The sequence below is a fragment of the Streptomyces sp. NPDC021100 genome (assembly GCF_044333095.1).
Lineage (GTDB): Bacteria > Actinomycetota > Actinomycetes > Streptomycetales > Streptomycetaceae > Streptomyces.
In genome coordinates this window covers 150045-166209 of sequence record NZ_JBIRQH010000002.1, presented here as the reverse complement: position 1 = coordinate 166209, position 16165 = coordinate 150045, and the positions used below count along the sequence as shown (strand labels likewise).

Here is a 16165-nt window from a genome sequence, read left to right as displayed (position 1 = left end):
TGCCGCCCCGCGCAACCAGGCCGGCGTCGCGCCGGGCCGGCGTCCGCCGGGCCCCTCGCGCTCATGCTCGCGACTGCCGGGCCCGCGCCCGGCGGGCCGTCGCGCCAGGCCGCACATGCCGGCCCCGCGTCACCTCAGCCCTGCCTCACGCCGGCCCCGCGTCACGCCGGGCGCTCCCGCGCCAGGCCCCCGCAACGCCCCCGCCGCGCGCAGGTGCCCCGCGTCAGAGCTCCAGCAGCGGCCGTACCCGGGACAGCGTCTCGCGCACGTTCTCCTCGACCACCATCCCCAACGCCTCGTCCACGCCCGCCCAGGAGAGCTCCGCCCCCGGGTGCTCGGGGTGGACCGCCTCCGGAGTCTTGGTCGCCAGGACGAACCGGAGGTCGGCGTGGTCGTGGGCCGGCTCGCGGTCGGATGCGGGCACCGGCACCACCACGACGTGCGCCAACTCCCCGTCCGGCCACGGCGCCAGGTCCGTCAGCGCCGTCTCCTCCCGCCCCTCCCGCACCACCACGGCCAGCGGGTCGGACTCCCCGGGATCGCCGTGCCCGCCCACCAGCAGCCAGGAACCGAGACGCGGGTGGCGGCGGAGCAGCACCCGGCGGCTCTCCGGGTGGACGATCACCGCGGTCGCGGTGAGGTGCAGGGGCAGGACGCGCTGCCAGGGGTCGCCGTCTGCGGCGAGCAGGGCGCGCACGCGCTCGACGTCGGCGCGCTCCCGGTCGTCGGCGGGGCGGTGGCGGTTCAGGAGGTCCGGGACGGACGCGGAGGAGGTGATCATGTGCCGCATCCTAGGGAGCGGCCGGCCGCGCTCCAACGGAATTATCCCGCCCGGCACTTCCGCCCGTCCGCCCGCCCGGCCGGGATCAGGCCGCCGCGTGGTGGCACGCCTCGATCAGCGCCCGCAGCTCGGCCCGCGGCGGGTCCGGGCGCACCGCCAGGTACGCCCGCATGACCGGCGCGGGGGCGCGCAGCCGCCGGAAGACCACGCCCGGCACGGGTAGTTGGTCGGCGTGCGGCGCGTAGAAGACCGTCCAGGACGGCTTTCCGTATCCGATGGACGCCAGGGTGTCCTGGGCCGTGGTGAACTCCGGGCCGAGCTCCGGGGTGAAACCGGCCTCCTCGCACGAGCGCAGCACCAGGTCGTACAGCGCGGGGTTGCGCTCGGGGCCGGACAGCCGCAGCGGGAGCCCGGCCAGGTCGGCCATGTCGATCGTGTCGCGTACCGCGAGATCGTGCCGGGCGGGCAGCGCGACCATGACGTCGTCCTCCCACAGCGGCAGCAACTCCAGCCCGGGGACCGGCCGGTCGCCGCGCAGCAGGGTCGCGTCCAGCTCGCCGGAGCGGACGCGGCGCAGCCGGTCGTCCGTGGCGGCGGTGACGAGTTCCAGCTGGGCCGAGGGGGCGAGCCGGGCGAAGCCGTCGAGGATCGCCTCCAGCCGGGCGCCCAGACCCGAGCTGGTGCCGAGCCGCAGGGTGGCGGCGCGCTCGGTGCGCAGTTCGTCGACGGCGGCCCGGGCCCGTTCCCGCGCGGCCAGCACCTCACGGGCGTGCGGCAGCAGCCGGCGTCCGGCCTCCGTCAGCCCGACGGCCCGGGTCGTCCGGTCGAACAGCGGCATCCCCAGCTCCCGCTCCAGCCGGCGCACCTGCTGGCTCACGGCCGACTGCACGATGTGCAGCCGCTCGGCGGCCCGCCCGAAGTGCAGCTCCTCCGCCACCGCCAGGAAGTACTCCAGCTGTCGGAGTTCCACGTTCGCCTGCTCCCCACCTGCACCGATCTCGATTCGTGATGAGTGTAGGCGCACTTCGCGCCTTGGTCACGGGCGGGCGGCGCGATGGAGTGGGGTCATCGACGGACCGGCATCCAGCGCCGGCCCGACCGCCCGGGGAGGAGCCCGCCATGCCGTACGCGAACGTCAACGGCACCACGCTCTACTACGAGGACGAGGGCACCGGACCGGCCCTGCTGTTCCTGCACGGCTGGGGGACCAGCGGACGGGTGTGGGGCGCCCAGCTCCCCGCGTTCGTCCCGGACCACCGCGTCGTCACCGTCGACTGGCGCGGCTGCGGCCGGTCGGACCGGCCCGCCGCCGGCAACGACATCGACGGCGTGGTCCGCGACACCGCCGAACTGATCGGCGCCCTGGGGCTGGACCGGCCCGTGGTCGTCGGCTCGTCCATCGGCGCCGTCTTCGCCCTCGAACTCGCCCTGCACCACCCCGAACTCGTCGCCGGGGCGGTCTCGGTGGACGGGTCCGCCCACTGGCCGACGCTCGAACCGCTGCCCACGGACCTCCTCGACGGCCTGCGCGAGGACCGGGCGGGCACCGTGGCGGGCTGGGTCCCCGGCTGGTTCGGGCCGGACGCCTCGCCGGCGCTGGCCGACTGGACGATCCGCCAGATCCTGGACTCGGGCGTCTTCATCGACAGGCAGTTCGACCGGGCCCTCGCATACGACCCGCGCCCGGCGCTGCCGGAACTGCGCGTGCCGGTCCATTACATCCACGGCGAGCTCAGCCACATCCCCGTCGCGATCTCCCGGGAGTGCGCCGGGCTCACCCCCGGCGCCGAGGTCCGCGTCATCGCCGGCGCCGCCCACATGGCGCACCAGGAGCGGCCCGCCGCCTTCAACGAAGCGCTGCGGGGCCTGCTCACCGCCATCCGGGCCGGCGTCCCCGCGTAACCACATCCCCCTTCACACCTCACGCTTCACACGAGAAACGGACACCCATGCCCAGCACCACCGCCACTCTGTCCCACGGCGAGGCCACCGTCGCCTACGACCGCACCGGGTCCGGCCCCGGCCTGGTCCTCGTCCACGGCACGGGCGCCACGAAGGAGCAGTGGCAGCCCCTGACCGGGGCCGTCGCCGACCGCTTCACCGTGGTCGCGCCCGACCTCTCCGGGTCCGGCGCCACCACCGACCACGGCGGCCCCCTCACCGTCGCCGACCTCGCCGCCGAGGTCCTCGCCGCCGCCGACGACGCCGGGCTCGCCACCTTCCACCTGGCAGGCCACTCGCTGGGCGCCGTCGTGGCCGCGCACCTCGCGGCGACGCACCCCGGCCGGGTCCGTTCACTGGCGCTGCACGCCGCGTGGGTGCGCACGGACTCCCGGATGGCCGCGGAGTTCCGCTACTGGCTCGCCCTGCTGCGGACCGACGCCCTGCACGGCACGGACCTGTTCGTCCGGATGCTGCCGCTGATGGCCTTCGGCCCGCGGTACTGGGAGCACACCGATGAGACCTCCTACGAGGCCCTGGTCGGCGCGCTCTCCGGGACGATCGCCCACGGCACCGACCGGCAGACCGAGGCAGATCTGACGGTCGACCTGGGCCCGCTGCTGGGCCGGATCACCGCGCCCACCCTGGTGCTGGCCAGCGCGCACGACCGGATCATCGACGCGGGCCAGCAGCAGGCGCTGCTGTCCGGCATCGCGGACAGCCGGTACGCGGAGATCGACGCCGGGCACGGCGCTCCGGGGGAGGACCCGGAGGGCTTCGCCGGGAAGCTCGCGGCCTTCCTCGACGAGCGCGCGGCCGCCGAGCGCGAGCCCGCGGGCCTGCGCTGACCGCCCGGCGCTCAGACCTCCAGGTCGCTCTCTATGCGCTTGAGCTGGTGGCGGGCCATCGCCAGGTTGGCCCGCTTGGCGTCCAGGACGAGGTACAGGAACAGGCCGTTGCCGCCGCGGCCGGTGAGCAGCCGGATCAGGTGGTACTGGGTGCCGAGGGTGATGAGGATGTCCTCGATGCGGTCCTGGAGGTTCAGCATCTCCATGGCGCGCAGTTTGGCCCGGACGACGTCGGTGTTGGCCGCCGCGGCCACATTGAGGTCGATCGACTGGTTGCCGCCCAGGGTGCCGAGCGCCATGCCGCTGCCGTAGTCGACGAGCGCGACGCCGATGGCCCCCTCGATGGAGTTCATCGCGTCCTTGAGTGCCATTTCGGTGTTGGCCATGAGAGTTCCGCTTTCGGTGTCGGTAAGGGATGCGGGGCGTACGGGGGCGCTTCAGGGATCGGAGTCCGCCCCCGTGAGTCGTCGGGGGCGTGCCGCTACGGCTGCCGCTGCCGCTGGAGGGCGCCGTCGATCAGGGCGCCGAGGCGGGGGCAGGCCCGGCGGGCCTCGATGTTGAGCCGGCCGACGTTCGCGTCGGCGGTGGCCAGCAGCGTCAGGACGCTGGCGGTGCCCGCCGCGTAGGTGGCCACGTAGCCGAACTCGCCGTTGACCAGCAGTTCGCGGAAGCCGCCGTGGCCCACGGCGTCCGTCAGCCGGGCTCCCACGCCCAGCGCCGCGGCGGTCAGCGCGGCCACCCCGTCGGGTTCCGCGTTGGCGAGCAGATGGGCGATCACCAGGCCGTCCGTGCTCGCCACCATCGCACCGGTCAGATACGGAACCCTGACCCGTAACTCCTGTAACTCGGCGAGCACTTCGGGTGGTGCGGCGGTCATCGACTGCCTCCTTCCGGCGAACTGCCTCAAGGCGCGCCTCATGATGGATTCGGTGGAGTCGGGCGGGTGCACGGCACGGTCACACAATCCTCTCCCGCCCTCGGGCGATTACCGGTGGCGTGTCCGTTGCGACGGAAGGTATGCGAAAGGAGTGAGGCGGCGGGAGGGTTTCGGCAATTTCCCCCGTCACATTCCTCTGAGGCACAAGAGGGGAGAGGTCCGGAAATCGACGTTTCGATTGGTCCGGACCACAACTGCCCACCGGGCCCCTTGCGCTCGGCGGCTCACCACTGCCCCCACTGCGGCGTCCACAGCGGCCCGGCCCCCTTCACCGTGCGGTGGACGGGCGCCGAGCCGGTGCCCAGGATGCCGGGCAGCGCCGCCACCGGGCCGGTGAGGTAGCGGTAGAACGCCGTGACGTCCGGCGTCGTGATGCTGACGTGCACGTTGGCGTCCCCCGTGATCGCCGCCGCGAACGCCACCTCCGGATGGGCCGAGAGCGCCCTGCCGACCTCCTCGATCCGGGACGGCTCGACGTTCAGCCACAGCAGGGAGCGGAAGTGCCGCTGGAGCACCCGCGGGTGGTAGTCGACGTCGAAGTACAGCACCCCGGCCGCCCGCAGTTCCGCCATCCGGCGCCGCACCGTGGTCTGCGACCAGCCGGTGGCCGCCGCGAGCTCCCCGACGGAGGCCCGGCCGTCCAGGGCCAGGACGTCGAACATCCGGTGGTCCGCCGCCTCGACCGGGAAGGCCGGGCCGGGGTCGGCGGGCGGGGACTCCGGGGCGTCCCGGGGGGACAGCGCGGCCACCTGGTCGGCGGAGAGCGGGCCCGACTTGGTCAGCAGGCTGCGCTCCTGCCCGAAGAAGACGTGCAGCAGCGAGTGGGCCGCGACGTCCACCACGCGGGGCGTGCCCGGCAGCTTCTCCAGCAGCGTCACGTCCTCCCCGGGCTGTTCCGGCCGCACCAGACAGGCGATCTCGGTGCCGCCCGCCGTCAGATTGATCCAGGTGGTGTCCCTGCGCCGGGCCAGCGCCGCGGAGATCTGCGCGGACGCGCCCGGCGCGCAGCGGATCCGGACGATCCACGGCGCCTGGCCCAGGCGCAGCGGCTCGGTCAGCCCAAGCACCCGCAGGACGCCGGCCGACCGCAGCCGCGTGTAGCGGCGGGCGACCGTCTGGTCGGAGACGCCGAGCACCTCGGCGATCCGGCGGAACGGCGCCCGGCCGTCGATCTGGAGGGCGTGGACGAGGGCCTGGTCGGAGGTGTCGAGCGGCGGCAGAACCGTTCGCCGGTCGTCGGGCACGGTGTCGAGATTCACCGTCCCACGGTAAATGCTGTCGGATTCCGCGCTCGACGTGGTCCTGGCTGTGCGAGGAGGGCGTTCCGGCGGATGGTTGCGGCGCGGGTGACGCGGAGACCGCTCCGCGGCCCGGAGGAAACGGAGTGATCATGCGCAAGTGGTGGCCCTTGGTGGCGGTGAGCCTGGGCGCCTTCATCCTGCTGGTGGACGTCACCATCGTGAACGTCGCCCTGCCGGACATGGGGGACGACCTCGACGCCACCTTCTCGTCCCTCCAGTGGGTGGTCGACGCCTACGCCCTGTCCCTGGCCGCGCTGCTGCTCGTCGCGGGCTCGCTGGCCGACCTGTTCGGCCACCGCCGGCTCTACGTCATCGGCCTGACGCTGTTCGCCCTGGCCTCCCTGGGCTGCGGACTCGCCCCCAACGCCGGCGTCCTGATCGCCGCCCGCGCGGTGCAGGGCGCCGGCGGCGCCGCGATGTTCGCCACCTCGGCCGCCCTGCTCGGCGCCACCTACCAGGGCCGGGACCGGGGCACGGCGTTCGGCATCTGGGGCGCCGTCAACGGCGCCGCCGCGGCGGCCGGGCCGATCCTCGGCGGACTGCTCACCGAGCACATCGGCTGGGAGGCGATCTTCCTCGTCAACCTGCCGATCGCCGCGGCGGCCGTGCTGCTCACCCTCCGCGTCGTCCGCGCCGACCGGCCGCGTGCCGCCGGCGCCCGGCGCACCCGGGTGGACATCCCCGGCGCCGTCACCTTCACCCTCGCCGCGGCGGCCCTGACCTACGGGTTCATCCGCAGCGCCGAGTCCGGCTGGACCTCGGCCACCGTCCTCACCTCGTTCGCCGTCGCGGCCGCCGCCCTCGTCGGGTTCGTCCTCGCCGAGACCCGCGCCGGGCGCCGGGGCGAGGTGCCCATGCTCGACCTCGCCCTGCTCCGCCGGCCGTCGTTCGCCGGCCTGATGGGCGGCGCGCTGCTGTTCCAGGGCGGCGCGTTCGGCGGCCTCGTCCTCGTCTCCATATGGCTGCAGTCCGTGCTCGGCCTCGGCCCGGTGGAGAGCGGCCTCGCCCTGACGCCGATGGCCGTGGCCTCCTTCCTGGTGGCCGCGCTCGCCGGCCGGTACACCCAGCGGATCGCGCCGCGGCTGCCCATCGGCGTCGGCCTGCTGCTCGTCGCCCTCGGCATGTACCTGCTGTACACGGCGATGTCCGCCGACGCCGGCCGCTCGGCCCTGGTGCTCGGGCTGGCCGTCGCGGGCGTCGGCGTCGGCCTGGCGACGCCGGTGCTGGTCTCGGCCGCGACGGGCAGCGTGCCGCCGCAGCGCATGGGCATGGCGGCCGGCGCGGTCAACACTTTCCGTCAGCTCGGCACCAGCCTCGCCATCGCCGTCCTCGGCGCCGTCTTCACCCACGCCGCCCGCGCCGACCTCTCCGGTGCCGTCCCCGACGCGCACGGCGCCGCGTCCGCTCTCGCCGGCGGCCAGGCCCGGCGCCTCGTCGCCGCCGCGCCGGAGGCGCACCGGTCCGCGGCCGAGGAGCTGGTCCACCGCGCCTTCGCCGACGGCCTCCAGTCCGTCTTCCTCTGGTCCGCCGCCGCCGCGGTCCTGGGCGGCCTCCTCACCCTGGCCCTCGTCCGCCCCACCCCGCCGCAGCCCCCGGCTCCGACGGCTTTCGGCGACACGGAGCCCGCCCGGGAGGCCGCGGCGCGGGCTTGACCGGGGTCGCCACGCACGATCCTCGCTCCGCCGCGCCGCGGTCTCCGACCGGGCGCGGCGCGGGGCGCGAGATCGCCCACCTGCGGGCCGGGCGCGCCACGGGTCTGTCCAAGAGCGACCGGCAGCGCACCGCCGGCCCGCAGGTGACGAGGATGCCGGCCACGGGCCGCCATCCGGCGGCGGCCAGGGCACGCCGGATTCCACCGGAGGTTGACGGCGGGCGGCGTGGTGGGCCGGCCTACGCGATCAGGTCCGCGACGAACTTCCTGAGGCGGCCACGCAGCACCGGCGTGACTCCGTGGATCAGCTGGGAGCCGTAGGCGACCGCCACGCCCACCGGAGCGGCCGTCGTCCAGCGGGTCGTGGGGGTCCGTGACAGCCAGGTCGGCTCCGCCGCGTGCGCGCCGTCGACCGGCTGGTGGGGCAGGCAGCGGGTGAGGGGCGTGCCCGGGGCGAAGCCCTCCGCCTCGCCGGCCACCGCGCCCGTCCAGGGCACGCCGCTGGACGTCGTCTCCACGTAGAACAGCCCGCCCTCGTCCGCGTCGGCGACCGACACCCCGATCCGGCCGATCCGGCGCGGGGCGGTACCGGGGGACGGGATGCCGTCGAGGTGCGTGGGGACGGCGTCCCCCGGCCAGAGCTCCGTGTAGCCCCAGGGGCCCGCCTCCCGCACCGACGGGAGCGCGCGCCGGATCGCGGGCAGCGCCCGTTCCGTCGCCTTGCGGAGGATCTCCTCGGCCCCGGCCGGGGCGGGCACGACCTCCGCCTGCCGCACCGGACGGCGGGACGCGACGGGGTCGGTGTCCACGAACTTGGCCAGCCGCGCCCGCTCCTCCGCGTCCAGGAAGTCCTCGATCGTCTGGAGCGCCAGGGTCTCACTGATGTGGATCACACTGCCCTCCTCGGCAAGCACCGGCCGGGCCGGTACGCCCGGCACCGCCACCTTCCGCGCGGGCCGCGCCGGGCACAAGCGCGCAACCGGTCGTCCTGGGGCATGCGTCGGATCGTCTGATCGTCTGATCGTGTGACGGCCGGGTTCCCGGGCGGCGCCGCGGGGCCGGTGGGGCGGCGCGCTCTGCCACCGTGACGCAAGCGACCGCCCGCCGCCCGGACAGGAGGGGAGCGATACGTGGCAGACGTCCTCACGCTGCTGTTCGCCGTATTGGCCGCCGTCAGCAACGCCACCGCCGTGGTGCTCCAGCGGATGGCGGCGCGCACCGTCCCGAAGGCCGACGCCTTCAGCCTCCGCCTGGTCCGCGACCTGCTGCGGCACCCCGCCTGGTTCGGCGGGATCGCCGCCGTCGTCTGCGCCGCGGTCTTCCAGGCGCTCGCGCTCTCCCTGGGCTCCCTCTCCCTGGTGCAGCCCATCTTCGTCAGCGAGCTTCCGTTCGCGCTGCTGATCGCCGGCATGGTCTTCCGCCGCCGGCTGCCGGCGTACGGCTGGGCGGCGATTCTGCTGGTCGCCGCCGGGCTGGGGCTGGCCCTGGCCGCCGCCGCGCCGGGCGGGGAACACGTCCACGTCGGCACCGCCCGCTGGCTGGCCGCCCTGACCGCCGCCGCGGCGGCGATGGCGGCCTGCGTCGTGGCCGCCCTGCCGCGCCCCCGGGGCAAGGCGCGAGCCGCCCTCTTCGGCGCGGCGGCGGCCGTCGGCTACGCGCTGACCGCCGCGCTGATGAAGGACGCCGCGACGGCCTTCGCCCGGCACGGCGCGGGCGCCTTCTTCACCTGCTGGCAGACGTACGCCTTCGCCGCCGCCGGGGCGGCCTCCCTCTTCCTGCTCTCGAACGCCATGGAGTCGGGACCGCTGCTCGCCTCCCAGCCCGCCCTCACCCTCGGGGACGCGCTCGTCAGCCTCACGCTGGGACTCATGGTGTACGAGGAGCACGTACGCACCGGGTGGTGGCTGATCCCGGAGGCCGTCGGAGCCCTCATGATCGTCGCCGGTGCGCTGATCCTGCCGAGGGTGGAGGCGGTAGCGCTGCCGAGCTGACCCTTTCCAGCCCGTCCGGCGTTTGAGGACAAGCGGCGAAGCGGCTTGCGCGGGGCGCGGGCCTTCCTACGGGAAACGGTGAAAGGGCGGGGCGGGGGCGCATTCCCGGAGGGGCGACGGACGGCCGGGGCCGGGTCACCGGCCGCCGTGGTGGGCGAGCGTCGGCTTCAGCCCGTCCGGCGTTCGAGGACAAGCGGCGAAGCCGCTTGCACGGGGGCGCGGGCCCTCCCGCAGGAAACGGTGAAAGGGCGGGAGCGGGGCGCACCCCCGCAGGGGCGGCCGACGGCCGGGCCGAGACCGAACGCCGGCGCCCGGCACGGCGGCGCCCGGTCGTCCGCCCCGACCGCGCCGCCAGGCGCTACCGCTTCACGGCCCGCAGCACCACGAACTTGGGATCGCTCGCGACCACGTCGCAGTTGCCGAAGATCTTGCGCAGCTTGACGTGGTACCCGAGATGCCGGTTGCCGACGACCCACAGCTCCCCGCCCGGGCGCAGGGCCCGGCGGGCGCCGGTGAACATGCGCCAGGCCGTGGTGTCGGTGGTCGCCTGGTGCGAGTGGAACGGCGGGTTGTTGAGCACCAGGTCCACCGAGCCCGGGGCCACCGCCGACAGGGCGTCGCCCACGACGAACTCGGCCGTCCGGGCCGCCCCCGCGTTCGCCCGGAAGGTGGCCCGCGCGGAGGCGACGGCCTGGTGTGACTCGTCCGTGAACAACACCTCGGCGTCCGGGGCGGCCACCGCGGCGGCCGTGCCCAGCACGCCGTTGCCGCAGCCGAGGTCCACCACGCGCCCGCCGCCCCGCCGCCGCGGGAGGTGGTTGAGGAAGAAGCGGGTGCCGATGTCGAGGCGGTCCGCGCAGAACACGCCCGCGTGGTTGACCACGGTCAGTCCGGCGGCCGGACCGGCGTCCGGGCCCAGGGTGTGCTCGATCGGCCAGGGGCTGGGCCGCCGGGCGCGCTCCGGGTCCGGCGAGCAGAAGATCAGCCGGGCCTTCTTGACCGCCAGCGACGTCCGCGTGGGGCCGAGGACGTCCTCGAACAGCTTCAGCGTCGACGTGTGGATCTCGGTGACCTTGCCCGTACCGACGACCGTCGTCCCCGCGTGCACGGCGGGCGCCAGCCGGCGCAGCTGGTCCTCCAGCAGGGCCAGGCTCTTGGGCACCCGGACGAGCAGGACGTCGATCCGCTCCGGCGGGGCGTCCCGCGTGGACAGCAGCCGCACGGACTCCGCCGGGACGCCGTTGCGGGCCAGATTGGCCCGGGTCGCCTGCTGGGTCAGGAAGGAGTCCGTGATCTGCGCGGGGCGGTGCGCGGCGAGGGCCGTGACCAGCGCGCCCCAGCGGTCGCCGACGACGACCACGTCGCCCGACAGGTCCACCGGACCGTCGTCCCCGTCCGCGAGGTGCCGCAGCAGGTACTCGTCGGCGGCGTCCCAGGCGAACAGCCGGTCGCGCGGGTCCTCCGGAAAGCGGGTGAGGTCGAACGTGCCCCATGACGTGGAAAAACGCTTCATCGTGCCGCTCAGGCTAGCGGAGCGGCCCCCGCGGCCCCCAATCAGCACGGCGGGCCCGCCGCCCGCGACGGCCGCCCGGTCGCCGACGGCCGCGTGCTCATGGAGCGACGTACGCGGTCGGTCCCGTCGCGCGCGCCCGGTCGTGGCAGCCGGTCCGCCGGCCGGCAGCCGCGTCCGCCGGTCCGGCCGCACTTCCCGGCCGCGCTTCGGCCGGCCCGGTACGCGCGGTGAGTGAGTGTGACGCCCGTGGTGCGGCGAACGGCTCTCCGGTCGCCGAGCCGCCGGCTGCTCGTGGGGAACGCGCGGGCGGACGCCGCGCATCCCCCGCCCCCACGAGACGACGCGTCGGGGCGACGGCGCGGAGCTGCCGCAGGCGCGTCCGTCCGTCATCGCCACCGCGGGCCGGCCGGGGAACGTGCGCCGCCCCGGCCGGGCCGTCGGGCCTCGGCGGCGCCCGCACCCCCGTGCCGGGCGCCCGGAGTTCATCCTGGACCCGTCGGGCCCGCGCGCGCTGGTATTTTCCTGCGCGGCCGGACGCGGCTCCGGCCCGTGACGGCCTGCGACGGCCCGCGGACCTGTCCTGCCGCACCGGGGGATCGTGCGCGGCCGGGCCCATGACCAGGAGCAACCACGCGGCGCGGCCGCCTCGTTCGCGGAAACGGCCATGCGGCGAGTGGCGGCCCGGGCGGGAGCGACGCGCTCACGCGGCTGCCGCTCCGACCGGTCCTCCGACACCGGCTGTTGCCGGCGCGATGACGTCCCGACCGAGCACGCGCTCACATTCCTGTGCCCATCGGGCCACCGGGCCGCCTTGACGCCGGCCCGAGCGCTCGTACGGCGCTTCGGCCTCGTCCCCCTCGAACGTCCGGTAGCCGCTGTGTCCCGTGCGGTCGTTGTACGGGAGGGGGTACGCGCCGTCCATTGCGGAAGGGCCGGCTTCACGACCGCCCGGTCGCCCCCGTCCCGCCCTCCCTGTCGTCCGGTCCGCCGCCGGAGCGGAAGCGCACGTAGCGGGCGGGGACCGCGGCCGTCAGCCATACGCCGTTGTCGGTGACGTGGAAGACGTGCCCGTCGGCGTGCATGGCGCCGGTGTCGACGGCCAGGACGACCGGGCTGCCGCGCCGGGCGCCCACCCGGCCGGCGGTCTCGCGGTCCGGTGAGAGGTGCACGTGGTGGCGGTTCATGGGGCGCAGGCCCTCGGCGCGGATCGCGGGCAGGAAGCGCGCGACGGTGCCGTGGTACAGGTACGGCGGCGGCTCGGCGGGCGGCAGGGCCAGGTCCACCGGCACCGAGTGCCCCTGCCGGGCCCGGATCCGTTCCCCGTCCACGGCGAACCGCCGCTTGTCGTTGACGGCCACGACGTGGTCCAACTCCTCGCGGGTGAAGGGGAAGCCGTGGGCGGCGGCAGCGGCCAGGAGCTCGTCGACCCGCACCCAGCCCGCCGCGTCGAGCCGGATGCCGATGCGTCCGGGATCGTGGCGCAGGTGTTTCGAGAGGTATTTGGAGATCCGTACCGTTCTGTCGTCGCGCATGCCGCCAGTCTCGCTCGGCGGAGCCGGCGCGGGCATCTCGTTTTCCGTCCCGGGAACGCCCGGTTCCGCGTCGCTCCGGGACCGCCCGGTGCCCGGCCGTTCAGGACGAGATCGCCGGACCGCGCGGTGCGGTGGCCGGCAGCAGCCGCTCGCCGAGCAGCGCCGTCAGCGCCGCCAGGGTCAGCAGGCCGCCCACGAGGAACGTGCCGCGCACGCCCGCCGCGGGCAGCAGCGCGCCGCCGAGCAGGGCCCCGACGGCCACCCCCGCGTTGAACGCACCGGAGTTCGCGGCCAGGGCGACCTCCGTACGGCCGGGCGCGGACTCCAGGACCCGGGCCTGCGTCGCCATGAACACCGGTCCCAGCGAGGCGCCGAGCACCGCCAGGAAGGCAACGGCCGCCGCCTGCCGGTCGCCGAACGCGTACAGCCCCAGCATCCCGGCCGCCTGCGTGCCGACCGGGACGGCCAGGGTGGCGCGCGGAAAGCGGTCGAGCAGCGGGCCGGCGACGGAGACCCCGACGACGCCCGCCACGCCCGGCACGGTGAGCAGGGCGCTGACGGAGTCGTCGGAGAAGCCGCCGACCTCGCCCAGGAACTCGACCACGTAGGTGTATCCGGCGAAGGCGCCCGTCACGGACAGGGCCGTGGTGGCCAGGACGACCGCGAAGCGGCGCCGGTCCGGGCGCGTGCCGCGCGAGCCGTGCCCTTCCTCGGGCCGGGTGGCGGGCAGCAGGGCGGCGATCAGGATCATGGAGACCGCCGCCGCTCCCGCCAGGACGGCGAACGGCGCCTCGCGGCCGTGGTGCCGGCCCAGCCAGGTCCCGGCCGGAACGCCCAGCACCATGGCGAGTGAGCCGGCCACGGACAGTACGCCGAGCACCCGACCCCGCACCCGCTCGGGGAACAACCCCACGGCCACCGGTCCCATCACCGCCCAGAACAGCGCCTGGGCGAGCGCCGTCACCACGCGTGCGACGAACATCAACGCGTAGGAGGCGACGGCCGCGGCCGCCACGTTCGCCACCGCCAGCGCCGCGAGCAGCGCGGTGAGCAGGTGGCGGCGGGGGACGGACCGCGTGACGTGGGCCAGGGGGAGGGAGGCGACGGCCACCGTCACGCCGTAGCCGGTGACCAGGATCCCGACGGCCCCGAGCGAGGTGCCCAGGTCGTCCGAGAGGAGCGTGAGCAGTCCGATCGGCAGGTTCTCCACCGTGTTGAAGGTGAACGCGGCGACCATCAGGGCCGCCACCACCCCCACCCGCCGCCAGAGAGCCGGCTGTACGGCGCTGGTCATTCCGCTTCTCCCCTCCTCGAGACGCCGGTGAACGGCGCGGCGCCGACGTGCCGTTCAGCGTAGGGGAGGGGCGATCAACACCGCGTCAGGCGGCCGTGGCGGATTGCCGGCCGGGCCGCGTTTATCACTTTCCATAGTGGAAAGTATCTGCCATGCTGGCAAGCAACGGATCGGGTGCGATGGCCCGTCCGGCCGGACCGACAAGGGGGGACCATGTCCGAACACACCCAAGCCGCCGCCCGATTGCTCGGCGTCCAGCGTTTCGAGACGGCCGCTCGGCGGCGCGGCGGGTGGTACGCCGCCTACCTCTGGATCTTCGCGGGCTGGCAGCCACTCCTCGTGCCCGCGGTCGTCCTGTGGCGCGGACCGGCCGCGGCGGCCGTGGTCAGTGCCCTCAACGCGGCGCTCATCGGCGTCCTTTCGTGGTACGCCGGGCGGCAGCCGGTCGTCCCCCGGCACTTCGCGCGCACGCACCTGACCGTCATCGGCACCTGGGCCGCTCTGTACACCGGCACGGTGATTCTCAGTGCCACCGTCTTGACGGGCAGCGTCCCGCTCGCCGTCTCGGCGGCCGTGGCCTGCGCCCTGCCACCGGCCGTCGGCGCCCTGCGGGGGATACGACGGTGAGCCTTGAGAGCTCTGAGAGTTCTGCGCGCCCCGCCGCCCGGGGCCGGCACCCGCGGCACGCGCTGGCGCCGCTGCTCTCGTCGCCGGTGCGGCTGTCGATCGTGGCGGCCCTCGCGCCCGTCGACAAGGCCGAGTTCGGCTATGTGCGCGACCTGGTGGAGATCACCGACTCGGTGCTCTCGAAGCAGGCCGCGGCCCTGGAAGAGGCCGGCTGGGTCGCGGTGGCCAAGGGGCGCGTGGGCCGGCGGGCCCGTACCTGGCTCTCCCTCACCGGCGAGGGACGGTCCGGCTATCGGCGGCACCTGACCGCGCTACGAGCCATCGCGGGCTTGCCGGACCCCGACTGACGCCGATAGCCCAGCCGACACGGATTACCTAAGTCGACACCGACACCGACACCGACACCAGCCCGCCTGAACTCGCCTGCGACCGACCGGACTCGTCCAACCCACCGGCCCGCCAGGCCGGACCTGCCAGGCCGGCCCCTACGCGCCCCGGGGCGGCTCAGCCGCCCCACGCGGCGCCGAAAGCCAGCAGTTCGTCCCGGTGTTCCAGGCGGTCGATCCACTCCTCGGGCCAGGCTGCGGCGCCGAGGTGGGCGCCGGCGAACGCGCCGGCGAGGCAGGCGATGGAGTCGGAGTCGCCCGAGCTGCACGCGGCCCGGCGTACGGCCGTGAGCGGCTCGTCGGGGAAGAGGAGGAAGCAGAACAGCCCCGTGGCCAGGGCCTCTTCGGCGATCCAGCCCGCGCCCGTGGCCAGGCACGGGTCGGCCTCCGGGTCGGGGGTGCGCAGGGCCTCCTCCAGCCGGTCGAGCGCGGCGCGGCAGGTGTCCCAGCCGCGGGTGATGAACGCCTCGGGGGAGGGGTCGTGAGCGTACTGCCAGAGATCGCCGAGCCACCGCTCGTGGTAGCGGGTGCGACTCTCGTCGGCGTACGAGCGCAGCAGCCCGCACAGTTCCGCCGGCCGGGCGCCCTGCGCCAGCACGTGTACCGCGTAGGCGGTCAGGTCGCTCGCCGCGAGGGCCGCGGGGTGCCCGTGGGTGAGACCGGACTGCAACTGGGCGGCTCCGGCGCGTTGTTCGGGGGAGAGGCCGGGCGCGAGACCGAGGGGGGTCACCCGCATGTTCGCCCCGCACCCCTTGGAGTGCGGGTCGCAGGCGGCCTGCCAGGGGCCGTCGTCCGCGGCGAGGCGCTCGCACGCGGTGAGGCAGGTGCGGCCGGGGGCGCGGTCGTTGTCCGGGGACCGCCACCAGGCGATGAACTCCGCCCGCAGCGCCGGCGCCAGGTGGCGTGCCTCGAGCGGGCCCTGCTCCAGGGCCGTGCGGAGCGCCCGTGCGACGGCGAGGGTCATCTGCGTGTCGTCCGTGATGAACGCGGGGCGCGGCAGGTCCATGGTTCGCCAGGGCCCGCACTTCGCGAGGATCGACGCCACGTCGTTGAATTCGGTGGGGAAGCCCATCGCGTCCCCGACGGCCAGCCCGGTCAGTGCTCCTGTCGCTTTCACCCGGCCACCCTAATCTCTTGTTATGACAGACCAGGCGGGGCAATGTCCCACCGTACTGCTCGAGTAGTGGGACCGTGACGCCTCCGGCCACCCTGCCAAGGGATGCATTCCGTCAGACCGGTGCACGGTCCTGCCTCTCGCGGTGACGGCGGTCGCGTGGGCGCCGGGCGGATGCCTATGCCTCACGCGGCTCACGATGCCTCGCTTGGAGATCCGGTGACGCCTGGCGTCCTCGCGATTGCCGCC

16 protein-coding genes are annotated in these 16165 nt (G+C 75.0%); 6 read left to right on the top strand and 10 right to left on the bottom strand.

Features of this window, described 5'->3' with window-relative positions; genetic code table 11:
- Positions 1-223: 223 nt before the first annotated feature.
- A complete protein-coding gene (locus tag ACH4PU_RS04335; protein ID WP_398265744.1) occupies positions 224-781 on the bottom strand; it encodes an NUDIX domain-containing protein in 558 nt (185 codons plus the stop codon).
- 85 nt (positions 782-866) lie between these two features.
- A complete protein-coding gene (locus tag ACH4PU_RS04330) occupies positions 867-1751 on the bottom strand; it encodes a LysR substrate-binding domain-containing protein (protein ID WP_398265741.1) in 885 nt (294 codons plus the stop codon).
- Positions 1752-1900: 149 nt separating this feature from the next.
- Here ACH4PU_RS04330 and ACH4PU_RS04325 point away from each other — a divergent pair, with 149 nt between their 5' ends.
- Positions 1901-2683 carry an alpha/beta fold hydrolase gene (locus ACH4PU_RS04325; RefSeq protein WP_398265738.1) on the top strand — a complete coding sequence of 261 codons (783 nt, stop codon included), beginning with the start codon at positions 1901-1903 and terminating at the stop codon, positions 2681-2683.
- Positions 2684-2730: 47 nt separating this feature from the next.
- On the top strand, positions 2731-3570 hold the full coding sequence (locus ACH4PU_RS04320) for an alpha/beta fold hydrolase (protein WP_398265735.1): 840 nt from the start codon (positions 2731-2733) through the stop codon (positions 3568-3570).
- An 11-nt stretch (positions 3571-3581) separates the two neighbouring features.
- On the opposite strand, the gene ACH4PU_RS04315 is transcribed toward ACH4PU_RS04320, so the two are convergent.
- The 3 genes from ACH4PU_RS04315 to ACH4PU_RS04305 form a co-directional block, all read right to left on the bottom strand.
- Complete coding sequence (locus tag ACH4PU_RS04315) at positions 3582-3956, bottom strand: hypothetical protein (protein ID WP_398265732.1); 375 nt, start codon at positions 3954-3956, stop codon at positions 3582-3584.
- 95 nt (positions 3957-4051) lie between these two features.
- Positions 4052-4447, bottom strand: coding sequence for a roadblock/LC7 domain-containing protein (locus ACH4PU_RS04310; protein WP_051072525.1), 396 nt, complete (start codon positions 4445-4447; stop codon positions 4052-4054).
- Between the two features lie 284 nt (positions 4448-4731).
- Positions 4732-5766: an Lrp/AsnC family transcriptional regulator gene (locus ACH4PU_RS04305; protein WP_398265728.1), complete on the bottom strand. Its 1035-nt coding sequence runs from the start codon at positions 5764-5766 to the stop codon at positions 4732-4734.
- Between the two features lie 131 nt (positions 5767-5897).
- Between ACH4PU_RS04305 and ACH4PU_RS04300 the strand changes: the two genes are divergently transcribed.
- Positions 5898-7460 (top strand): MFS transporter, encoded by a 1563-nt coding sequence (locus ACH4PU_RS04300; RefSeq protein ID WP_398266944.1) that lies wholly within the window; start codon positions 5898-5900, stop codon positions 7458-7460.
- Positions 7461-7698: 238 nt separating this feature from the next.
- On the opposite strand, the gene ACH4PU_RS04295 is transcribed toward ACH4PU_RS04300, so the two are convergent.
- The gene (locus ACH4PU_RS04295; RefSeq protein ID WP_398265726.1) at positions 7699-8352 is read right to left on the bottom strand and encodes a hypothetical protein; all 654 of its coding nucleotides are present in this window, start codon (positions 8350-8352) and stop codon (positions 7699-7701) included.
- Positions 8353-8589: 237 nt separating this feature from the next.
- On the opposite strand from ACH4PU_RS04295, the gene ACH4PU_RS04290 reads away from it, so the two are divergent.
- On the top strand, positions 8590-9450 hold the full coding sequence (locus ACH4PU_RS04290; RefSeq protein ID WP_398265723.1) for a DMT family transporter: 861 nt from the start codon (positions 8590-8592) through the stop codon (positions 9448-9450).
- 358 nt (positions 9451-9808) lie between these two features.
- On the opposite strand, the gene ACH4PU_RS04285 is transcribed toward ACH4PU_RS04290, so the two are convergent.
- The 3 genes from ACH4PU_RS04285 to ACH4PU_RS04275 form a co-directional block, all read right to left on the bottom strand.
- Positions 9809-10963, bottom strand: a complete 1155-nt coding sequence (locus ACH4PU_RS04285; protein ID WP_398265720.1) for a methyltransferase — start codon at positions 10961-10963, stop codon at positions 9809-9811.
- Between the two features lie 938 nt (positions 10964-11901).
- On the bottom strand, positions 11902-12495 hold the full coding sequence (locus tag ACH4PU_RS04280; protein ID WP_398265717.1) for an RNA 2'-phosphotransferase: 594 nt from the start codon (positions 12493-12495) through the stop codon (positions 11902-11904).
- A 100-nt stretch (positions 12496-12595) separates the two neighbouring features.
- Positions 12596-13789, bottom strand: a complete 1194-nt coding sequence (locus ACH4PU_RS04275) for an MFS transporter (RefSeq protein WP_398265714.1) — start codon at positions 13787-13789, stop codon at positions 12596-12598.
- 213 nt (positions 13790-14002) lie between these two features.
- On the opposite strand from ACH4PU_RS04275, the gene ACH4PU_RS04270 reads away from it, so the two are divergent.
- The gene (locus ACH4PU_RS04270) at positions 14003-14416 is read left to right on the top strand and encodes a hypothetical protein (RefSeq protein ID WP_398265711.1); all 414 of its coding nucleotides are present in this window, start codon (positions 14003-14005) and stop codon (positions 14414-14416) included.
- Positions 14413-14763, top strand: coding sequence for a transcriptional regulator (locus ACH4PU_RS04265; RefSeq protein WP_398265708.1), 351 nt, complete (start codon positions 14413-14415; stop codon positions 14761-14763). The genes ACH4PU_RS04270 and ACH4PU_RS04265 overlap by 4 nt, the downstream gene beginning before the upstream one ends.
- Before the next feature lie 157 nt (positions 14764-14920).
- Here ACH4PU_RS04265 and ACH4PU_RS04260 read toward each other — a convergent pair whose 3' ends face one another.
- Positions 14921-15919: an ADP-ribosylglycohydrolase family protein gene (locus ACH4PU_RS04260; protein WP_398265705.1), complete on the bottom strand. Its 999-nt coding sequence runs from the start codon at positions 15917-15919 to the stop codon at positions 14921-14923.
- Positions 15920-16165 lie beyond the last annotated feature (246 nt).